General features: G+C 58.1%; 14 protein-coding genes and 4 pseudogenes. 8 read left to right on the top strand and 10 right to left on the bottom strand.

The genetic code is table 11. From position 1 onward, the window contains the following. The first annotated feature begins 5 nt into the window (after window positions 1–5). The 8 genes and pseudogenes from nodC (at window position 6) to YU3_RS0125590 (ending at window position 7,298) form a co-directional block, all read left to right on the top strand. On the top strand, window positions 6–1,361 hold the full coding sequence (nodC, locus tag YU3_RS0125625) for a chitooligosaccharide synthase NodC (protein ID WP_027168883.1): 1,356 nt from the start codon (window positions 6–8) through the stop codon (window positions 1,359–1,361). Continuing rightward, window positions 1,345–1,989, top strand: a pseudogene (gene nodS, locus YU3_RS37580) (nodulation methyltransferase NodS); the annotation flags it as partial. The gene nodC and the pseudogene nodS, both read left to right, overlap by 17 nt. Window positions 1,990–2,022: 33 nt before the next feature. Continuing rightward, a pseudogene (locus YU3_RS39740) lies at window positions 2,023–2,305 on the top strand (carbamoyltransferase C-terminal domain-containing protein); the annotation flags it as partial. Continuing rightward, on the top strand, window positions 2,298–3,224 hold the full coding sequence (gene nodI, locus YU3_RS0125615; protein WP_280797906.1) for a nodulation factor ABC transporter ATP-binding protein NodI: 927 nt from the start codon (window positions 2,298–2,300) through the stop codon (window positions 3,222–3,224). The pseudogene YU3_RS39740 and the gene nodI, both read left to right, overlap by 8 nt. A gap of 2 nt (window positions 3,225–3,226) precedes the next feature. Next, window positions 3,227–4,015, top strand: coding sequence for an ABC transporter permease (locus YU3_RS0125610; protein WP_027168881.1), 789 nt, complete (start codon window positions 3,227–3,229; stop codon window positions 4,013–4,015). Window positions 4,016–4,656: 641 nt separating this feature from the next. Then, a pseudogene (gene glyA / locus YU3_RS0125600) lies at window positions 4,657–4,897 on the top strand (serine hydroxymethyltransferase); the annotation flags it as partial. 132 nt (window positions 4,898–5,029) lie between these two features. Further along, a complete protein-coding gene (gene metK / locus YU3_RS0125595) occupies window positions 5,030–6,220 on the top strand; it encodes a methionine adenosyltransferase (RefSeq protein WP_027168879.1) in 1,191 nt (396 codons plus the stop codon). Window positions 6,221–6,302: 82 nt separating this feature from the next. Beyond that, window positions 6,303–7,298, top strand: coding sequence for an adenosine kinase (locus YU3_RS0125590; protein ID WP_027168878.1), 996 nt, complete (start codon window positions 6,303–6,305; stop codon window positions 7,296–7,298). A 447-nt stretch (window positions 7,299–7,745) separates the two neighbouring features. Here the strand turns inward: YU3_RS0125590 and YU3_RS40810 are convergent, their stop codons facing one another. From YU3_RS40810 to YU3_RS0125535, 10 genes and pseudogenes are all read right to left on the bottom strand, one after another. Then, complete coding sequence (locus YU3_RS40810; protein ID WP_027168876.1) at window positions 7,746–7,931, bottom strand: hypothetical protein; 186 nt, start codon at window positions 7,929–7,931, stop codon at window positions 7,746–7,748. A gap of 343 nt (window positions 7,932–8,274) precedes the next feature. Further along, window positions 8,275–9,681: an aminotransferase gene (locus YU3_RS0125575; RefSeq protein ID WP_027168875.1), complete on the bottom strand. Its 1,407-nt coding sequence runs from the start codon at window positions 9,679–9,681 to the stop codon at window positions 8,275–8,277. A gap of 655 nt (window positions 9,682–10,336) precedes the next feature. Further along, window positions 10,337–10,521 (bottom strand): annotated as a pseudogene (locus tag YU3_RS41870) (IS5/IS1182 family transposase); the annotation flags it as partial. A gap of 548 nt (window positions 10,522–11,069) precedes the next feature. Further along, the gene (locus YU3_RS0125565) at window positions 11,070–12,524 is read right to left on the bottom strand and encodes a ThiF family adenylyltransferase (protein WP_027168874.1); all 1,455 of its coding nucleotides are present in this window, start codon (window positions 12,522–12,524) and stop codon (window positions 11,070–11,072) included. Beyond that, on the bottom strand, window positions 12,521–12,943 hold the full coding sequence (locus tag YU3_RS39735; protein WP_027168873.1) for an E2/UBC family protein: 423 nt from the start codon (window positions 12,941–12,943) through the stop codon (window positions 12,521–12,523). Before YU3_RS39735 ends, YU3_RS0125565 begins: the two co-directional genes overlap by 4 nt. Continuing rightward, window positions 12,943–13,188, bottom strand: a complete 246-nt coding sequence (locus tag YU3_RS39730) for a multiubiquitin domain-containing protein (RefSeq protein ID WP_027168872.1) — start codon at window positions 13,186–13,188, stop codon at window positions 12,943–12,945. The genes YU3_RS39735 and YU3_RS39730 overlap by 1 nt, the downstream gene beginning before the upstream one ends. A gap of 202 nt (window positions 13,189–13,390) precedes the next feature. After that, window positions 13,391–13,888, bottom strand: coding sequence for an Lrp/AsnC family transcriptional regulator (locus YU3_RS0125550; protein ID WP_027168871.1), 498 nt, complete (start codon window positions 13,886–13,888; stop codon window positions 13,391–13,393). 67 nt (window positions 13,889–13,955) lie between these two features. Next, window positions 13,956–15,500: a fumarate hydratase gene (locus YU3_RS0125545; RefSeq protein WP_027168870.1), complete on the bottom strand. Its 1,545-nt coding sequence runs from the start codon at window positions 15,498–15,500 to the stop codon at window positions 13,956–13,958. 6 nt (window positions 15,501–15,506) lie between these two features. Then, window positions 15,507–16,940: an aldehyde dehydrogenase family protein gene (locus YU3_RS0125540; RefSeq protein WP_027168869.1), complete on the bottom strand. Its 1,434-nt coding sequence runs from the start codon at window positions 16,938–16,940 to the stop codon at window positions 15,507–15,509. A 188-nt stretch (window positions 16,941–17,128) separates the two neighbouring features. Next, a complete protein-coding gene (locus tag YU3_RS0125535) occupies window positions 17,129–18,055 on the bottom strand; it encodes a LysR family transcriptional regulator (protein WP_027168868.1) in 927 nt (308 codons plus the stop codon). Window positions 18,056–18,163 lie beyond the last annotated feature (108 nt).

Below are 18,163 nucleotides of genomic sequence, written 5' to 3'. Positions count from 1 at the left end.
CTCCCATGAACCTGCTTGACGTTATCAGCACTGGTGCGGTCTCGACCTATGCGCTGCTCTCGACCGCATACAAAAGCATGCAGACGGTTTATGCCGTGCCGACGAACCTTCCATCGGCCTCGGAGGCCCTGCTTGGCTCCGCCCTGCTGCCGAGCGTGGATGTCATCATCCCCTGCTACAATGAGGATCCCAGTACGCTCTCGGCGTGTCTGGCTTCGATTGCAAATCAGGACTACGGAGGGAAACTGCAGGTTTATCTGGTGGATGACGGTTCTGGAAATCGTGATGCCCTCAGACCTGTTCATGACGCTTACGCGCCCGACCCGAGATTCAACTTCATTCTGCTCAGCAAGAATGTTGGAAAGCGTAAGGCGCAGATCGCCGCGATACGCGGCTCGTCGGGAGACCTGGTACTCAACGCCGACTCCGACACGACTCTGGCACCTGATGTCGTAGCAAAGCTTGCATTGAAAATGCAAAACCCGCAGGTCGGTGCGGCGATGGGTCAATTGGTGGCGAGCAATCGGAGCGACACTTGGCTGACCTGGTTGATCGACATGGAGTACTGGCTCGCTTGCAACGAAGAACGTGCGGCACAGGCTCGTTTTGGTGCCGTCATGTGTTGCTGCGGCCCCTGTGCCATGTACCGCCGCTCGGCACTGATTTTGCTTCTTGATCAGTACGAAACCCAACTGTTTCGGGGCAAAGCAAGCGACTTCGGCGAGGATCGTCATCTCACGATCCTCATGCTGAAAGCGGGCCTTCGAACCGAGTATGTTGCGGACGCGATCGCAGCCACAGTGGTGCCGGATAGGCTGGCGCCATATCTGCGCCAACAACTCCGCTGGGCTCGAAGCACTTTCCGGGACACCCTGCTTGCGCTACGTCTCCTGCCCAGTCTCGATCCCTATCTCACGTTGGACGTGGTCGGACAGAACCTCGGGCCCCTACTTCTCGCCCTCTCCGTAACCACAGCGATCGCACACCTCGTGTTGACTGGCGAAATGCCCTGGTGGACGGTCATGATGATTGTATCGATGACTATAATTCACTGCAGCATGTCAGCGTTGCGAGCTCGTCAACTGCGATTTCTAGGCTTTTGTCTGCACACACCAATCAACCTGTTTCTTTTGCTTCCCTTGAAAGCCTATGCGTTGTGCACATTGAGCAATAGCGATTGGCTGTCGCGCAACTCTGCACCCGACGCACCAGACGGGGACTGGAAACAGGCACCCGCAACAAGCAGCGCCTTCGATTTGAGCACCACAAAGTTGTCGGAAGAACTGGTGTCACCTCGCAGGCTCAGCCTTGCGACGGATGGTTCATCGGTAACATCAGCCGGCATTGCGGCGACTGACTGATCGTCAGCTAGGAGGACGAACCTTGGTGCAGGACCAGAATTATCAATCGTTGCATTTGGAATTGGCCGCGGACGACCCGTGGCGGCTGGACGGCAATCCGTTCGAGCGGCAGCGTCACGCGCAAATGCTGCGACTGTCGCTTTGCCAAGGCTCTATCACCAATGCCCTCGAAGTCGGATGCGCGGCCGGCGCATTTACGGAACGATTGGCGCCGCACTGTCGAAGGCTCACGGTCATCGATGTCGTGCCGAAGGCAATAGCGCGAACGCGTCTGCGGATGAACGACCCGTCGCACATCAGTTGGGTTGTCGGAGACGTCCAACAGTTCTCGCCTGAGGAGCCGTTCGACCTGATCGTCGTGGCGGAAGTGCTCTACTACCTCGAGAGTGTAGCCGAGATGCGCGCGGCCATCTCAAACCTGGTGAGCATGCTTGCGCCAGGCGGGCATCTGGTTTTCGGATCAGCGCGTGATGCCGCTTGCCGGCGCTGGGGCCACGCCGCCGGCGCCGAGACCGTGATTGCCATGCTGAACGAGATGTTGATCCAGGTCGATCGTCAGCAGTGCCAAGGTGCATCCGTCAACGAAGACTGCTTGCTCGCCCGCTTTCGAAGCCCGGTTCGGCCGTCGCATGAATCGACTTCCGCTCAGCAGAAAGCGGGAATCCCCGCTGTCGTGCATCTCGACGGATCAGCGCGACTGCAGCCCATTTCCAGAACCTCTCTGCACAAAGTCGCCGAGCTCCTCGTCGACTACGAAAACTGACAGGCATTCCGCTGCTTTGCAACACGAGCACCAATCCCCATGGACGTGGGTTTTTCCCGGATCCCACCGCAGCCTGCCAGTGGGACGTGTTGAACACGTATGGTGCGACGGACTGCTGTTGACCAAAAAAATGCCAGCAACCGAGCTGTCGCTGGTCGACGGCGTACTTCAACCTGAGTGAGCGCATGTCCACGATAGCAATCGACCTTGCCAACGTCAGCAAGTCATATGGCAGCAAGATGGTTGTCGACGGGCTGTCGTTCACGGTTGCCCCGGGAGAGTGCTTCGGTCTGCTCGGGCCGAATGGAGCTGGAAAAAGCACGATTGCGCGCATGATCCTCGGCCTGACACCGCCTGACGCGGGTAAGATCACGGTGCTCGGCGTACCAATGCCGGCACGCGCTCGCTTGGCACGCCGGCACATCGGCGTGGTGCCCCAGTTCGATAATCTTGATGTCGAGTTCACTGTACGCGAGAACCTGTTGGTGTTCGGGCGCTACTTCGGCATGAGCACGCGCGAGGTGACAGCGGTCATACCTTCGCTGCTCGAGTTTGCCCGGCTTGAGGGCAAGGCCAATGCGCGTGTCGGTGCACTGTCCGGTGGCATGAAGCGGCGCCTGACACTCGCACGTGCGCTGATCAACGACCCGCAGTTGCTTGTCATGGACGAGCCGACCACGGGACTCGACCCGCACGCACGCCATCTGATCTGGGAGCGGCTGCGCACACTACTGTCGCAGGGCAAGACAATCATTTTGACCACGCACTTCATGGAAGAGGCCGAGCGGCTGTGCGACCGACTTTGCGTGCTAGAGGCCGGGCGCATTCTCGCCGAAGGGCGACCACACGCGCTCATCGAAGAGCAGATCGGGTGCCACGTGCTCGAGATCTACGGCGGCAATCCGCATGAGCTGAGTGCTCTGACCAAGCCATACGTGCAGCGCAGCGAAGTGAGTGGCGAGACGCTGTTTTGCTATGCGCCCGATCCGGAGCAGCTGCGCGTGCAGCTGCGTGGGCGCGCGGGTCTGCGTTTCCTCCAGCGGCCGCCGAATCTGGAAGACGTTTTTTTGCGCCTGACCGGGCGCGGAATGGAGACATGATGATGGGTCAAGGTTGTGCCGCGGCTCTACCAGCCAATCCGTGGAACTGGATCGCAGTATGGCGACGTAACTACCTGGCATGGAAGAAAGTCGCGCTTGCATCGCTTCTCGGGAATCTGGCCGACCCTATGGTCTCCCTGTTCGGGCTCGGCTTTGGGCTCGGAATGATGGTGGGGCCCGTCGAGGGCACATCCTACATCGCATTTTTGACAGCCGGCATGGTCGCCGCGAGCGCGATGACCTCTTCAACTTTCGAAACGATCTATGCGGCTTTCGGTCGTATGCATGCGCAGCGCACCTGGGAAGGAATCCTGTACACACAGCTCACGCTTGGCGACATCGTGCTTGGTGAATTGGCGTGGGCGGCCAGCAAGGCCCTTCTCGCCGGCGTGGGAATCATGATTGTGGCCACCGTGCTTGGCTATGTAACGTGGCCTTCGGCTCTGTATGCGCTGCCTGTCATCGCTCTTACTGGCTTGGCCTTCGCAAGCCTGGCGATGGTCGTGACGGCCCTCGCGCCCAGTTACGACTACGTCGTTTTCTACCAAACGCTCATCCTCACACCCATGCTTTTCATCTCCGGAGCTGTTTTCCCGGCGAGCCAAATGCCGGGGGGTTTGCAGCAGGTAGCTGGCTTCTTGCCGCTTGCACATTCGATCGAGCTCATTCGTCCGGCGATGCTTGGCCGCCCGGCCGTGAGCGTCGGCCTGCATATCACCGCGTTGTGCATCTACACGGTGTTGCCGTTCTTCCTATCGGCGGTTCTGCTGCGTCGACGTCTCATGCCGTGACGTACTTGCGGCCGACCGATATCGCCCTGGACACGGCGGTAGGCGCTGCTTTGCCGCCCCCTTCCGGCCACTTCCTCGGAGAGATCGAACCCGTCGACAAGGACAGCAGACATGCTGTTCATGTCACAGATAAGCTAATGTTACGTTCTTCGAACAAGCAGACCACAACACGTAATAGACCTCACGAAGTCTGAGTTTTGAAAAAAATTAACATATTGCCACTTCTTTTCACACCATATCGCTCCAACTATTTTAGACTGGGCGGAACGTTACGCAACTTTCCCAATCGATGCTGTCAGATTTCCGCCCGCATGCGGGATCGAATCGGCTGAAGCGGTGATCGCGTCCTTGGCCGACTTGAGGGAAAAACATGCTTACGAACAGACATCAGCTCATGATCCACGCAGAGTTTCTGTTACTCGAGCCGACTATTACGATTGGTTTCGAAAGCCGTTGAACCTTCGGAGACCGTGAGATGACAGGTCAGCAGGAGGCCTAGCAGGTTGATGAAAAGGTCCCATAGATACCCGGTTTGAATCGGGTTTGTGCTCTGTCTGATTCCGATACGTTCGGTGAACAAAACAGTTTTTCAACATCCTGCTAGGACACTCGCAGTGATACTGATCAATGATCAAACGGTTCGCGTCCCCTATGGACTGAACGAAAAGACACAGCGGATTGACTATGACCGACTGCGCGAAACAGCCAAGCGGGAACGGCCGAAGCTGATATGGGTCGGCGGAACCGCTTACCCGCGTGCCTTTGGCTACGCGGCAATGGCCGAAATCGCTCTTGCGGCGGACGCTTACAACGTCGCCGACATCGCGCACGTGAACGGCCTGATTGTCTCAGGCGTGTATCCGAACCCGGCATTGCAACGTCCTCGCAGACTTCCGGCGAGCGTGCGGAACGACGTTGCTGACTTCTGCGCTGCATTCGGGGTGCATGGCATCGACCGGTAACACACCCCAACCGAGACACATACAACTCAAATACCTGAAGCGAGGCTAATCCATGGCTAGACAATTCGTGTTCTCCTCAGAGTCCGTCGGCGCCGGACACCCAGATAAGATGGCTGACAACATCTCGGATGCCATTCTGGATGCAGTTCTTCGTAAGGATCTTAAGGGCCGCGTGGCCTGTGAAGCGCTGGTGAAAAACTGTGAGACTTTGGTAAAGACAGGCATAGTTGTGCTGGCTGGCGAGATCACCAGTGATGCTCAGATCGACTACAGCCAAGTCGCCCGCGATACCATTCTCGATATCGGATATGATGACGATGCCATCGGGTTTGATGGTCGGCGGTGCGCGGTCGTTCTGGCTATCAACGAGCAGTCGTCTGACATTAGCCAGGGCGTGGGACGAGGGGTTGATCTCGATCAGGGAGCGGGGGATCAGGGCCTTATGTTCGGGTACGCTTGCTGCGAGACCGATACACTGATGCCCTTGCCGATCCAACTCGCTCATCACTTGACGAAAAAGCAGGCAGAGGTCCGCAAAGCAGGACAACTCAGCTGGCTGCGCCCCGACGTGAAATCACAAGTCTCCGTGCGCTATGAAGGTTTGCGCCCGGTGGCGCTGGATACCATCGTCCTGTCGACCCAACATGACGAGGAGGTTTCACAGGAAGCTGTCCGGGAAGGCGTCGTTGAGGAGATCATCAAGCCGGTCTTGCCGACCGGCCTGGACACGACAGGGATTAGACTCCTGGTCAACCCGACAGGGCGGTTCGTGGTCGGTGGACCGCGCGGCGACTGCGGCCTCACTGGACGCAAGATCATCGTGGACTCCTACGGCGGGATGGGCCGCCACGGCGGTGGTGCCTTTTCGGGGAAGGACCCCTCCAAGGTCGATCGTTCGGCTGCCTATGCGGCCCGCTACGTCGCCAAGAACGTAGTTGCTGGCGGACTTGCAGAGGTTTGCGAGGTGCAGCTTGCGTATGCAATCGGCGTGGCCGCACCGGTTTCGGTTTTCGTCAACACCTTCGGGACGGCAGCGATTGAGGAAGTAAGGATCGAGCGCCTCATTCTTGAGTTGTTCGACCTGAGGCCAAAAGGCATTATTAAGATGCTTGACCTTTTGCGCCCGATATACCGCAAGACCGCCACCTACGGGCACTTCGGCCGTGAAGAGCCTGAGTTCACCTGGGAGAGGACGGACAGAGCCGATCTCTTGCGGCAGGAGGCAGGTCTGGCTGCGGCGTGAGGCTGCTGCCAAGCGCTGTAGATTGAAAGGGTACCCGCGCGGGCATGGCGAAAAGCCGGCTCGGTTTTTGGCGGAGACATTGATGCCGGATTATGACGTGCTTTGCATCGGCAATGCGATTGTCGACATCATCGCCCAGTGCGAGGAGGACTTCCTCGAGATCAACGGCATCATCAAGGGCGCGATGAACCTCATCGACACCCACCGCGCCGAATTGCTCTACAGCCGCATGGGCCCGGCGATCGAGGCCTCCGGCGGCAGTGCCGGCAACACGGCGGCTGGTGTCGCCTCCTTCGGCGGACGCGCCGCCTTCTTCGGCAAGGTCTCCAACGATGCGCTGGGCGAAATCTACGCGCACGATATCCACGCGCAGGGCGTCGCCTTCGACACCAGGCCGCTCGAGGGCGAGCCGCCGACGGCGCGTTCGATGATCTTCGTCACCCCCGACGGCGAGCGCTCGATGAACACCTATCTCGGCGCCTGCATCGAACTCGGGCCGGAAGATGTCGAGGCCGACAAGGCGTCGGGCGCCAAGGTGACCTATTTCGAAGGCTATCTGTGGGACCCGCCGCGCGCCAAGGAAGCCATCCGGCAGACGGCCAAACTTGCGCACGCGGCCGGTCGCGAAGTCTCGATGACCTTGTCGGATCCATTCTGCGTCGACCGCTACCGCGACGAATTCCTCGACCTGATGCGCTCGGGCACGGTCGACATTGTTTTTGCCAACAGCCANGAGATCAAGTCGCTTTACCAGACTTCGTCGTTCGACGAGGCGCTGGCGCAGATCCGCAAGGATTGCAAGATCGCGGCGGTGACCCGTTCCGAAAAAGGCTCGGTCATCGTACGCGGCGACGAGACCGTGGTCATAACGGCAACCGCCATCAAGGAACTGGTCGACACGACAGGCGCCGGCGACCTCTACGCCGCCGGTTTCCTGCATGGCTATACACAGGGCCTGGACCTCCAGACCTGCGGCGATCTTGGCTCACTGGCGGCCGGATTGGTGATCCAGCAGATCGGCCCAAGGCCACGACAGAACCTGCGCAAAGAGGCCATAGCAATTCGGCTTTGCTCTTGAACGGACAATGACAAGGCAATTTCAAACTGGGTATCAGACGACGAAAGTTGCCTTAAAGCGCACCTGTCTCGTCTTTGCAACGTATTGCGGGGCGGACGTATGGGAGACGACACAAAATGCGCGTGGCGATGGTGCAGGCGACCCCACCACGCTCAAAAAGGCTCACGCGTGTCTTTGACGATGGCTGCATTAAAATCGACCTGTCGAGCGCTCGATGGGTGCAAGCTGAACGATCTCGAGCCGCTCAGCTACTTCGCCAAAACGCCCTCACAAGCATCATCAACGGCCATCCTAGCAGCCGGCTCGAGGACCTTCTGCTCTGGGCTTAAAAGAGGATCGCGGCTTGATTTCTGAAATCGAGATCGTTCTGAACCGCGACTGCGAGCGGCTTAATCCGTGCGGAATATAACTCTCGAAGACGAGCTGCATTTCCTCCTGCGGCTGTTTTCAATTAAATTTGGGACTTTCTGACTTCTTGCCAGCCACGGCGAGGAGGCTCGCCCCGAGATATTCGAGCTGGAGAAATTCACCGCGGTGACGACTCCCCGGACGTTCGATCATGTGAAGGTAGACGCGTGCGACCTCCACGCCGGTTGCGGTCAGCCGCGCGTTCATCCAGATCCAGCGGGTCAAAAAAGCTGCCCTGCCGGCAGGGAGGTACACCGGCAGGGCGCGCCGCACAAACGCCCCGGTCGTTGGGCAACAGGACAGCGGCGGCAGAACTGATTTGATTACGCTGCGATCGAACTCTGAAGCATGCTTAGAATCTGACGGCTTCAAGTTTAGCAGTTTCGGTCGGCTCGGCGCGAAATGCGCTGTCAACCCGTCTTCACCATGGGAACAATGGGCGGCCAGTCCTAACGACAGCCTGACGTCAAAGCGTCTGGTTCGTGGGAGAATTCATCCCAGGGACCAACACATCGGCTACCCGGGATGGTGCCGAACCTCCGGCTACCTCCCGTGGGCGTTCGCATGTTCATATCGCACCCTCGGCCTTCAACGCGCGATAGGTTGTCTCGACAGATTTAGCTGTTGCGCCGACGATTATGTCGATCTCCTTCCGGGTGATGATCAAAGGCGGGGCAAAGCCGAGGATATCGCCTTGCGGCATGGCGCGGCCGATGACACCGTTCTCGAACAGAGCAGCGGCGACGCGAACGCCGACCTGAAGACCGGGCTCAAACGGGATCCTTTGTTTTGGATCCCGCATCAACTCTACGGCGGACAGGATTCCGACACCACGAACTTCGCCAACGATCGGGTGTCCGGCCAGTTCGGCATTCATGCGGGCATGCCAATACGGTCCGACATCACGGACATGCTCCACGATATTTTTTTCCTTTAGGAGTCGAATATTGGCGAGCGCGGCCGCGGCGCAAAGGGTGTGACCTGAATATGTCCAGCCATGACCCAGCGCGCCGTGCTTCTCTGTTCCTTGTTCCAAGACCGACCAGACGCGATCGCCGATGATCGACCCGGAGATGGGCAGGTAGGCGGAACTCAAACCCTTGGCGATGGTGACGAAATCCGGACGCATGCCATAGAGGTGGGAACCGAATTTCTCACCGGTTCGTCCAAATCCGCAGACCACTTCGTCGGCGATAAGGAGGATATCGTACTTGTCGAGTATGCCTTGGATGGCGGTCCAATATCCTTTTGGGGGCGGAACGATGCCGCCTGTCCCAAGCACCGGCTCTCCGATAAAGGCTGCAACGGTCTCCGGGCCTTCAGCGAGGATAAGGGCTTCAAGTTCATCCGCGCAGCGTTTCGAGAACGCTTGCTCACTTTCGCCGTCATGCGCCTGGCGATAGTGATGCGGTGTCGTGGTGTGGCGTACCAAGTCCAGCGGCAGGTCAAAGAACTTATGAAAGAAGGCAAGGCCTGTCAGGCTCCCAGTGACCAGCCCAGACCCGTGATAACCGCGGTGTCGCGAGATGATCTTCTTCTTTTCAGGGCGGCCTAGAATGTTGTTGTAGTACCAGACCAGCTTGATGTTGGTTTCGTTGGCGTCGGAGCCCGAAAGGCCGAAAAAGACCCTGCGCATGTTCTGACCAAAATACTCGACCACGGCCTCTGCCAAGAGGGCGACTGGCTCTGTTCCTTGACCTGCATAGACATGGGCGAACGGCAATTCGTGTGCTTGCCTGGCAATGGCCTCGGCAATTTCCGTGCAGCCATATCCCATGTTGACGCAGTAGAGCCCACCGAAACCGTCGAGGCTCTTTCGGCCTTCGGTATCCCAGACGTACACGCCTTCCGCACCGGCCATGATCCGATTTGGGGTCTCGCCTCGGCTGTGCTTGGCCAGATGCGTAGACGGATGAAAAACGAAGCTTCGATCTTTCTCTCTGAGTTGCTCGGCTCCCAGATTGCTCAACCGCATGGTCCCTCTCCTCGCAATGGATTGGCGGATAAGCTTCGGCCCGCCGCCTCCTTGGTAGAGAGCATACCGCAAACGCCTCTCGAGTTTCGCGGGAATGCACCTCTTTAGCCGACGAATTCGCGGAATCGGGATCAAAAGCAGTGGAAACCAAGCCATCGAAAGGTACCGCATATGGTCGGGAGATGGTGGTACGAGATGCGCTGTCCGTAGGCCGCCGTGCTGGAGTTCAGCAGAATCTGCCCGAACGCGTCCCTCGTGTCGTCGGAATAGGTTCGGCCATAGCTGAAAACGAACAAGCACGACGACCGCGACGCCGAGTTGGCGACGCCACCACGATGCGCTTCGTGCCGGTCAAAGCAATAAGTCTGGTGACGGAGCGGACGGCGCTGTTCAACAATCTGCGCACCGTTTTGCTGAGTTTGCGAGCTCTGGGCCTTGGCTGGGAGCCAACGAACATGGACGCAGCGACGCAGCGACGCAGCTTGGCCGAGTCGTCATTGCGTGTAGCTGGCGTGCGCCTTACTGCACTGTCTCAGCTGGCCTACGAGCTTACGAGGACGCTCTCGTTGTCGAGCGCGTCAAACTTTTCGTCGGCGACGAATGGAATGCATTCGCAACTGCGGCCGCGGGGATGCTCATCGCGATGAACACCTGAGAGCACGAGAGACAAATTATAGGCGGCTATGGCCAGAATGGTTGAGGGCCGGCCGGCTGGGCAGGCGAGATAGTTGCGGCCTGTCCGGTGCTCGGCCTTGATGTGGCCGGTCACGGGCTCGATGGCCGAGTGGCGCTGCACCTGGCCTTGATGGCCGGGGTGACATGGCGTTTCTGGCCCGCGGTGCAGCTCCTGAGCTTGCGGTTCTCAGTAGTGTAACCGCGCTAGCGCCGCATGGCCGTCGTCACATCGCAGTCGCTCCAGGACGCGCTCTAGATTTTTCTTTCATATAGGTCTGATCGGGCCCGCCAAGGCTCGACCCCCGTGTCGTCACACCAGTAGACCCCTCCCTCGCTAATCCAGAAATGGCTTAGGCATCCTTTGGTTCTCCAAACAGAGGGATACAAAGTTGGCCGGCCCTCCACGCTCACCTCAATGCGCCACCTCGGGTTATGTGGCGGATGCGTTGCTAACGAAACCACATCGCCACACCCACAGGGGCACCTAAAGAGCGCCCAGTATGGTCGACCTTCGTGCACGACGCTGATGAACTGTCCCGGCCGAACCGTGTCATTGGAAGGCGTTTTTTCAACCACATCACTGCGCGCGAAAAATATGTCTGGGGGCGGTGCCTCAGAAGGATTTCGGTCCTCGGACGTTCGTGGACTGCATGGGCCGAGAATGATTTCTTCCAGCCACCGCAAGAAGAGTAACAGCCAAGACCACATGTGAATCAACACAGCTTGCCGAGTGACGGCATTCTGAGCCGATAGCCATTCTCGGGTTCAAGCAATAAACCGTTTGGACCGCAGCAAAAACACTCTGTGTTGTCCTTTGGCATATTGCTGTAAATTACCATATGCACGAAGTCGTACCATATATTGTCGCGGCGAATGTCGCTCGGAAGTCGCCGATAGGGGCGCACCAGATCAAACAATGTAGCAACGGCCATGTCGGCAGTCGCACTGGTGAAGGGGCCGACTCCGGGCGCCCGCTCCCCGCCCCCGACCAGATAGTGCTCTTCCAGGAGCGTCTCTGGATCCAACTCCACCAAATTCGGACGCGCCTTCAGTGCACTCTCGTAACTGAGTTTTTCCTCGGTGACCACGCCTTGGCATCTTAAGCACCCACCAGATTCGGGAAGAACTATGCTAACTCGGCCTCTATGGTCGCGTAGGTACGGCTGACGCTCCTGGTCAACACCAATCTTGCCGGTGAGCCCGCAGTCGATAAGCCCTTGGCAGTAATAGTACACTGCTTGATTGAGAACTTCTCTTCCAGCGACATCGTCTGTACAGCCGAAAACCAGGTCGGCGCTGGAAAGCGCATCGACCGCTTCTGGAGACTCGTTCACATACGCCTCAATCGCAACGACAGTCAACATTAGGCCCAGATCGCGAATGTATCGCGCCAACGTGGCCGCTTTGCTCTCGCCCACATCGCAACGGCGATATCCGCGGACGCGGTTGAGATTGCTTTCTTCGAGTAAATCGCCATCAATTACGATGAGTTCGCCTACACCCGCGCGAGCGATGAGTGTGGCGACTGAAGACCCGGTTCCGCCACCTCCGACGATTGCTACGCGCAATGATCTGAGCTTCTCGTTGAATGGTTCGCCAAAGGCAGCTTCTTGACGCCTTAGTAGTTCCGATGGCACAGCATCACCTGTCTCGTTGATGTGAACTGCAAGCTCCGTCCCGAGCACACAGACATGCCGGACGTCAGTCACGCGTTGAGGAGCCGCACCCGGCCGAACTCTCGCACGCCACTGTCCATCGGCTAAAATCATCGCAACAAGTGATACTTCAGGGCCGTTACAGCCGGCGTATCCCCTCAGAATGCTTTGTTCGTTCTGATCATCTTTCGTGGAGAAACCCAGCAGCCCTCCTGGATGACTATGTGCGAATCCCAGCTCAAGCCGTTCCTGCTCGCAACGAAGGTAGATATCCTGAAACTTGCGCAGATTAATGCGTAAGTGAACCGGGGAGCTGTCCAACACCCAGTCACCGTCCATCTCAATCACATCAACAGCCACAAAACGTGTAGACGCCGGCAGACCCGATATAGTCCTGTCCATCTTGCGAAAGAGAACCAGCGCGCCCCGTTCGTGACCGCCCAGGTGCCCCGTCAGCCAGCTCTTCAGCTTACTGTCGAAGGAACCGATAATTGAAATGCGATGTCCGTTCATGAGCGCCTCGCGTCAGGGTACTTAAACGCCCATGAGATCCGGTCCATAATTGTCCGGATGTTGTCGACCTTTGGTTTCCAAAGATTGTTATGCCAGTGCCTGGACCACCGACAGAACACTAGCCCGTTGTGCGTACGCGAATCCTCATTGGAACGAGGCCCGCCAGTATTTGGTATTGGCTTTCCGTCAGACCGATGGAGGCGTGGGTGAACCCAGAACATGTCCCCGCCCGAGCTATTGTAATTCTGCGGAATTACATACAACACATGGACCGCATCGGCGGGCTTTTCATCTACCAGATAGACATCTTTCGGCAGCGGAAAATTCTTGAATAAAAGAAAACGGGCGCCGTCTTCTTCCTCAAAATCGACGCCTGCTTTGTGAAGAATCTCGTAGTCAGAATCGAACAACAGCGGCATTATTGACTTCCGGCTTCGGAACTAGCATCCTGGGCGTAAAACTTTTCAATCCCCGGAGGCAGCAAATCGATTGAGTCACCAGGCCCAACCGGCTGACCAGGATGGCCCGGCCTTTTCACATAAAGGTCCATGCCATCCGGTATACCAGGGCCAACGCCTCGAACTTCAGCGCCGGTTATGAACCGGTTGCCCCATTCGTAATTTTCGTTTTCGATTTTGAATTTGAACTTCTCTTTCGGAGCCATAGGCTTCGATCCTTCTCGCAGTTGCTCGGTTTTCCAGGTTGCTCAGGCTCATCATCCTCTTGCCGCCTTCGATTGAGGAGACGCCGACCAGTCGCCTCTTATACGGGGAGCGTCCCTTGGTGTTTCACGGAAATGCGCGTGTTTAGCCACGGAATTCGCGGAATGAAGATCCAATCCCGTGGAAACCAAGGGCACGGGGAGTTTACCGTTGCGTTAGTGACGACAAGGGAATCGGCGCATTGGATTTCACCGGTTTGGTCACGACGAGACTGTAATATTGATCGATCCCCAAGCCTGCCTGCAGCAGTCCCTCCATGAAATCCTGATAGGTAGCCATGGAAAGAGATGCGACGCGCATTAGATAATCGATCCGCCCGCCGATAGCCCAGCAGTCCAGGATTTCCGGATATTCCTGCATCGCCGTCTCGAAGTGTCTTTGGTCCTCGAGGCGATGACGATCCAATACGACCTCCACCATGACGAAGACCATGCCGCTGATGAGGGCGGGACTCAGTCGCGCGTGAAATCCCTCAATAATCCCTGCGACCTCAAGTGCACGGAGCCGCTCCGAGCAGGCCGACGCCGAAAGATGGACGCGTTTTGCAAGCTCGCTTTTTGAAATCCGGCCGTCTGACTGAATCTCTGAGAGAATGCGGAAGTCCCAAGCGTCCAGGCGCGCAGGATTGGGTTTCGACTTCATGACCTTCTGCTCTTAGCCGTTGTCACCAATGGAATTGACGCCAACCAACCGAGCTTGTTCGGAAGGCTCAAACGCCGATGTTGCGTGCGATGCTGTCCGCCGCCATGCGCTTGCGCCACTCAAGAGGTCCGGAATTGTGAATGGAGTTTCCTTCAACATCGACAGCCATGATGACAGGCATATCCTTCACCTCGAATTCATAGACTGCTTCCATGCCCAGATCTTCAAAGGCAATGAGCCGCGCTGATTTGATCGATTTTGATATCAGGTAGGCAGCCCCCCCAACTGCAATGAGATACGGCGTTTTGTGTCTTACAATTGACTCGATGGCTGCCCGCCCTCTCTCCGCTTTGCCCACCATCGCGAAAAGCCCGGTTCCGGCGAGCACCTTGTCCGTAAAATCATCCAAGCGGCTGGAGGTTGTTGGGCCAGCCGGTCCGACGGCCTCATCTCTCACGGCGCGGACGGGTCCAACGTAGTAGATCACGCGTCCCTGCAGATCGAACGGAAGCGGCTTGCCGGCGTCGATCAACTCGATCATGCGCTTGTGGGCCGCGTCACGGCCTGTCAGCATCTTTCCGGACAGAAGGAGCGTTTCACCACAGCGCCACGATGCCGTCTCTTCCTTGGTCAACGCGCCGAGGTTGACTCTTCGTACGCATGCTGGACTCAATTCGTCGGTTCCAATGTCGGGCCATTCGCACAAATCGGGCGGCTCCAGCCTGATTGGTCCAGAGCCATCCAAGGTAAACTTCAGGTGCCGGTTGGCGGCGCATTGCGGAATGAGCGCCACGGGCTTGGACGCTGCATGGGTAGGATAGGTCGCAACCTTGACATCGACGACTGTCGTCAGGCCACCAAGGCCCTGAGCGCCGATGCCCAGCGCGTTAATCCGTTCATAAAGTTCAATCCGCAGTGCCTCCTCCGCGCTCGACGCCCCTCTGGCGATCAGTTCCGCTATATCGATGGGCTCGTTCATGGCTTCCTTGGCAAGCAGCATCGCCTTTTCAGCGCTACCACCGATGCCAACGGAGATCAGGCCGGGCGGACACCACCCACTGCCAAGCGTCGAGACTGTCTCAACCACCCAATCGGAAACAGACCCGCTGGGGTTCAAGGTGGTAAAGCGTGCCTTATTCTCCGATCCGCCGCCTTTTGCGGCGATGGTGATCTCAATCTGGTTCCCTTGTACGAGGTCGACGTGGATGACCGCTGGAGTGTTGTCACGGGTGTTGACCCGTCCGGCGAGCGGATCGGCAACGATCGATGCCCGAAGGGGATTGTCAGGGTCGAGATAGGCCTGACGGACGCCCTCATTCACAAGGTCGGCGAAACTGACCGTTGATTTGATGCGGGCGTCCATGCCGACCTTCGCGAAGACCACCACAAGGCCGGTGTCCTGGCAGATCGGCCGCCGCCCGAAGGCTGCCATGCGGGAGTTCAGCAGAATCTGCCCGATGGCATTCTTCGCCGCAGGGCTCTGTTCGCCCGCATAGGCCTGCGAAAGAGACCGGATGTAATCTGGAGGATGGTAGTACGAGATGTACTGAAGGGCGTCGGCAACGCTCCTTGTGATATCCTTGCCGGCGATGGTCCGTGTTCTTCGATCCACGAAAACTTATCCAAATGATCCGAGGCCATTTACCATCTTGAGGATTTGAAAGCTTCGCACCCCCTGCTCGCCGCCCTCGTATCCATAGCCGCTTTGCTTGACGCCCCCATAAGGCGCGTCCGCGGAAACCCCCTTCAGGTAATTCACACTGACAGCGCCTGCCGAAAGGCCGTTAATCATCATCTGTTGCGCGTCGGCAGCGCCAGTGAACAAATACGCGGCCAGGCCGTAATCGGTCGCGTTGGCCTCCTCGATTGCCTCTTCGATACCTTCGAACGGCGCCACCGTGAGGATCGGTCCGAAGGGCTCTTCATGAAGCACTCTGGCATCCTTTGGCACGCCCGTCAGGATGGTTGGCGGCCAGTAAAAGCCCGGTCGGTCGAGGCGGGCGCCACCGGTCTCGATGCGGGCGCCGCGTTCGACCGCGTCCTTGGTCAGGCGCTGCATGGCCTCGATTCGCCTCGCGTTCGCCATCGGACCCATGTCCGTTGCAGCGTCGTCTGGTACGCCGATCCTGATTTTGCGGACCGCCTCCGTCATCCGGGTCAGAAATTCCTCGTAGAGTGGCCGCGCGACCAGGATCCTGCTGGGCGCATTGCAGCTCTGGCCCGCGCACTCGAACTTGTATTCCGAGATCGCCTGTATGGCCTTTGGGAGGTCCGCATCCTCGCACACTATAACCGGAGAGTGCCCGCCGAGTTCAAGAACGCAACGCTGCAAGTTATTCGCCGCTAGTGCGGCCAGCTGTTTTCCAACCGCCGTGGAGCCCGTGAAAGTCAACACCTTCACGATTGGCGAACCGAGCAGATGCCGCGATATGTGCACCGGAACACCAAAGACAAGATTGACCACGCCGTCGGGGATGCCTGCTTGGCGCAATGATTCAACGATATGGACGGCCACGCTCGGCGTCTCTTCAGCCCCTTTGAGGATCACCGGGCAGCCTGCCGCCAGTGCCGGGGCGAGCTTGCGGGCGATGAGGACGGCCGGATAGTTCCAGGGCGTAAAGGCAGCAACGACGCCGAGCGGCTCCGGGACGATCATCCGGTTCGGCCCCATCGGAATAGGGGCCGACAGCTCTTCGGCATGCCTGCCGTTCCACTCCAGCGTTTCGACGGCACGGGTGTACTCACCTGTCGCTTCGGCAATCGTCTTTCCTTGTTCGGCCGCCAGGTCCCTGGCTGCTGATTCAATCTTCGTTGCCAAGATTCTTGCGGCTGCTACCAGGATCTCGCCACGTTCTTTTGCAGGCCATGAAGACCAAGCCTTGCGGGCGCGTTCTGCCGAAGCCAGGGCCTCATCCAGATCCGACACCGTCGCCGAGGCCACCGAGGCAAATACCTTCTCCGTTGCCGGATTAATCACCGGCAACGTGGCTTTGCTACCACCGGCCCGCCATTTGCCGTTGATGAAGAGCTTGTGGCTCCTGGCGTGGGACATCGCGTGCTCCACTTGTGTGAATTCCAGCCATGCGAGTGCCGTTCGACGTTGAAACCGGCAACTCGCTTGAGTCAGTTTCATCGCGACGGTCGCGGCGGGTCAAATATCGATTAGTGCCGAAATCCATCTGGAATCCAGATCGATCTAATCCATGGTAAAAAAGGTCGTGTTTTATAGATCGACGGCTGTCAGGCCGCGTCAGGAGCCGCGGCTGCCCAGCCCCGGCTCTCAATTAATTCTCTGGCGACCTTGGGGATGAGCTTGCGGACCGCGGAGACGGCCGCGGAACGCTCATCTTTAGGATTTACAGCAAGCACAACCGAGCGTGTAATCACCGGATCGACGATCTTGACAGTCCGCACCAGCCCTTGAGAGGCTTCTTTCTGGACCGCGGACGGGGCCAGAATAGAATGGGCTTTTGCCTCTACGACCATGTTGATGATCGTTGAGAGCGAGTCCACTTCAAACTTGACATCCAAGGCGCAGCCGTGTTGTGCGACGACGTCAGCCACCGAGCGCCTGACGTTGTTATTGCGCATGGGAACCGCCAAGGGGAACGCATGCAGGTCCGTCAGACATATCGTCTCCTCGAAAGGCGGCTCGCCTGACGGCACCACCAGACAGAGGTCTTCGCGCGCCAAGACAGTCATTCGCCCCACACTGTCCGCGGTGCGGTAGAGAACTGCCAGATTGAAGCGTCCAGCAGCCATCCACTCCTCTAGCGGTCCAGTCATGCCCTCGACCATCTTAAGGGAAACTTTGGGCAGTTCGTTTCTTACCGACTCAAGCAGCGGGCCGCTTAGGACTCGAGCAGCTCCAGACGGAATGCCAATAGTCACCTCCCCCGCCGGGGAAGCAGCTGAGTTGGTCAATTCCACTTCGGTAAGTCGGATTTCCCTGAGAATCGCCCGCGCCCGATCGAGGAGTTTGGCTCCCGACGCCGTGACACTCACGCCGGTCCTATCGCGTATCAGCAACTGGGTGCCGAACCCTTCCTCCAGTTGGCGCACATGTAGGCTCAGCGCACTCTGGGCGACATTAAGGAAGCCGGCGGCCTTCGTAAAACTGCCCGCTTCAACCACGCCGACGAAATATCTTAACTGCCTGATTTCCACGGGTACTCTTCCGAGGGCCAACTCCAATTTATGTAATCTATCTCGAAATGCGATGGCGCGACAGCAATAATTGTGCCACTGTAGAGACCCTCGGGCGAGGCAATTGGA

This window comes from Mesorhizobium sp. WSM3224 (assembly GCF_000427725.1).
Classification (GTDB): domain Bacteria; phylum Pseudomonadota; class Alphaproteobacteria; order Rhizobiales; family Rhizobiaceae; genus Mesorhizobium.
Note: the sequence above shows the minus strand (reverse complement) of the source record. Positions and strands in the feature narration are given on the sequence as shown.